Annotated in this window: 4 protein-coding genes; 3 read left to right on the top strand and 1 reads right to left on the bottom strand. The window is 63.7% G+C overall.

From position 1 onward, the window contains the following. From J4F42_22145 to J4F42_22155, 3 genes are all read left to right on the top strand, one after another. Window positions 1-313, top strand: a 313-nt coding sequence (locus J4F42_22145; GenBank protein MCE2488225.1) for an SDR family oxidoreductase, incomplete at its 5' end; no start/stop codon positions are given. Between the two features lie 23 nt (window positions 314-336). Continuing rightward, the gene (locus tag J4F42_22150; protein MCE2488226.1) at window positions 337-1,557 is read left to right on the top strand and encodes a CoA transferase; all 1,221 of its coding nucleotides are present in this window, start codon (window positions 337-339) and stop codon (window positions 1,555-1,557) included. Window positions 1,558-1,600: 43 nt separating this feature from the next. Next, window positions 1,601-2,911: a CoA transferase gene (locus tag J4F42_22155; GenBank protein MCE2488227.1), complete on the top strand. Its 1,311-nt coding sequence runs from the start codon at window positions 1,601-1,603 to the stop codon at window positions 2,909-2,911. On the opposite strand, the gene J4F42_22160 is transcribed toward J4F42_22155, so the two are convergent. Then, a partial coding sequence (locus J4F42_22160) for an L-2-amino-thiazoline-4-carboxylic acid hydrolase (GenBank protein MCE2488228.1) occupies window positions 2,844-3,052 on the bottom strand: 209 nt, incomplete at its 5' end. The genes J4F42_22155 and J4F42_22160 overlap by 68 nt on opposite strands.

The raw sequence follows: 3,052 nt of genomic DNA on the forward strand, positions 1-3,052 counted from the left end.
CGGCTCCAAGGGGGCGGTCATTGCCATGACCCGCATCGGCGCCTCGCAGCTGGCCAAGCACAACATCAACGTCAACGCCATCTGCCCCGGCGCGACCCGCACCAGCCTGTACGACCGGGTGATGGAGCAGCTCACCGAGCGTGAGGGCATCAGCGAGGACGAGGCGATTGCCCGCATGGACGCCTCCATTCCACTCAAGCGCTCCAACACCCCGGACGACATTGCCAATATGGCCGCCTTCCTGGCCTCGGACGAAGCCCGGAATATCACCGGCCAGTCCTTCAATGTCGATGGCGGCCTGATGTGGGACTGACACATTGAGTGGGAGGGAAATACATGGCCCAAGGAATGGATCACCTGCTGTCTGATTTACGCGTTCTCGATCTGACCCGTGCCCTGGCCGGTCCGAGCTGTACCCGGATGATGGTCGAAATGGGGGCCGAGGTCATCAAGGTCGAACCCGCCCCGGGCGGGGATATGGTCCGCGGCATTTCGGTCTTCCGCAATGACCGCAGCCTGTACTACGTGCAGCAGAACCGGGGTAAGAAGAGCCTGTGCGTCAATCTGCGCGATCCCCAGGGCTTGGCCCTGGTGACCGAACTCATCCCGCAGGTCGATGTGGTGGTCGAGAATTTCAAGCCCGGGGTGATCGCCAATATGGGGTTGGGCTATGAGCGGCTCAAGGAGCTGAAATCCGATATCATCCTGTGCTCCATCTCGGCCCTGGGTCAGAGCGGCCCGCTGTCGAATACGCCCGGCTACGACTACATCGCCCAGGCCTACTCGGGAGTCACGTCGATGATCGGCGAGCCGGATGACGCGCCGTATATTCCGCTGGTCGGGCTGGGCGATGTCAGCACCGGTGTCCACGCCGCGCTGGCGATTGTATCGGCCCTGCGCTACCGCGACCGCGCCGGGGTTGGCCAGCACCTCGATATCGCCCTGCTCGACGTCTACTACCACTACCACGAGGCCAACGTCGAAACCTACAGCGGCAGCGGCGGACAAGTCAAACCGACCCGCAGCGGCCGCTTTATGACCTACGCCTGTCCGTGCGGGGTGTTTCGGGGCAAGGGCGGCTATCTGGTCATCATGGCCCTGCTGCACCACTGGAAGGACTTGTGCAAAGCCCTGGGCAAAGATGAACTGGCCAACCACCCGGACTATGTGACCGACGTCAAACGGCTCGAACGGCGCGACGAGATCGTCGCCATGGTCGAGGACTGGCTCCAGACCTTTCCCGATGTGCCGAGCGCCGTCGAGTATCTGGAGCAGCACGGGGTTCCGGTTGCGCCGGTGCTGTCGGTGGCCGAAACCGTTCACCATCCCCATCACCGGGCCCGGGGAACCGTGCGGACGGTCAACGACCCGGTCCACGGCGAGTTTGAGATGCCCGGCATGCCACTCAAGTTCTCGGCCTTTCCCGAGCCCCTGCCGCTGGTGGCGCCTACGCTCGGCCAGCACAACGAAGAAGTCCTGACCACCTATCTGGGCCGTTCGGTGGAAGATGTGCAGAAGCTGCGCGAGGCCGGGGTGTTGCTGGAGAAGAACAGCTAGCCGGGTCTGTGTTGTCTCTTCCGACGGAGCCAAGGAGTATCCGATGCCTCAGTCTTTTCCCCATGTGTTGAACGGTGTCCGCGTTCTCGATTTGACCCGTGCTCTGGCCGGCCCGAGCTGTACCCGGATGCTGGCCGAGATGGGCGCCGAGGTCATCAAGGTCGAATCAGCCCCACGTGGGGACATGGTCCGCAACGCCAGCACCTTTCGGAACAAGCGCAGCCTGTACTACGTGCAGCATAACCGGGGCAAGAAGAGCCTGTGTGTGAATCTGCGCGATCCCCGCGGCATGGCCCTGGTCGCCGGGCTGGTCGGCCAGGTCGATATCGTGGTCGAGAACTTCAAGCCCGGGGTGATGGCCGATATGGGTCTGGACTACGACCGGCTCAAGGAGTTCAAGTCCGATGTCATCCTGTGCTCCATCTCGGCCATGGGCCAGACCGGGCCGCTGTCTCATAAGCCCGGCTACGATTATATTGCCCAGGCTTATGCCGGCATCACCTCGATGATCGGCGAGCCCGACGAGGCGCCGTATATTCCGGGGGTCGGCCTGGGCGATATCAGCACCGGCGTCCACGCCGCGCTGGGCGTCCTGGCCGCCCTGCGCCACCGCGATCAGACCGGCGAGGGCCAGCACCTCGATGTGGCCCTGCTGGACGTGTACTACCACTACCACGAGGTCAACGTACACCAGCCGCGGGCCACCAACGGCCGGCTCAGACCCAGGCCCGCCGGACGCCACATGACCTATGCCTGCCCGGCCGGGGTGTTCCAGGCCAGCGACGGCTATGTGGTGATCATGGCCCATCTGCACCACTGGAAAGACCTGTGCAAAGCCATAGACCGCCCCGACCTGGTCGATCACCCGGACTTCCAGACCGATAACCTGCGTCTCAAACGCCGCGACACGGTGACCCAGCTCCTCGAAGACTGGCTCCAGACCTTCCCCGATGTGCCGAGCGCGGTTGCCCACCTGGAAAAGTTCGGGGTTCCCGTCGCCCCGGTGTTGTCGGTCGTGGACACGCTCGACTATCCGCATCTGCGCCAGCGCGGCACGGTGCGGACCATCACCGACCGTCTCCACGGCGAGCTCGATGTGCCGGGCTTTCCGATCAAGTTCTCGGGCTTTCCCGAAGAGCTGCCGCTGGAGGCAGCGACCCTGGGCCAGCACAACGAGGAGATTCTGACGGACTATCTGGGCCAGACCCCAGAGCAGGTGCAGGAGCTGCGCGAGGCCGGGGTGCTGGTAAGTCTGAGGCTCGCCCAGCCCTCCTTGCGGGCCTCCCTCAGTCCTGTGACGGTTTCGTGCTCTTCATCCGGTAGCGAAAGTCACAGGTCCGCGCCCCTTCCATAATCGTCTGACTGCGGTGCAACTCCACCTCGGGACTGCCCAGTTCCGCCCGGTGGAAATCGGTCTCGCACAGCAGGACCGCGCCGAGTTCGGGCTCGTTCAGCCGACGAAAAAAGTCCGCATAGCGACAGCCGGTCACATTAA

The sequence above is a fragment of the Desulfurellaceae bacterium genome (assembly GCA_021296095.1).
GTDB lineage: Bacteria > Desulfobacterota > Binatia > Bin18 > Bin18 > JAAXHF01.

Bases quoted from the DNA above. Each gene is read 5' to 3' on its own strand.
- J4F42_22150 (MCE2488226.1), top strand. From the start codon at position 337: ATGGCCCAAGGAATGGATCACCTGCTGTCTGATTTACGCGTTCTCGAT.
- J4F42_22155 (MCE2488227.1), top strand. From the start codon at position 1,601: ATGCCTCAGTCTTTTCCCCATGTGTTGAACGGTGTCCGCGTTCTCGAT.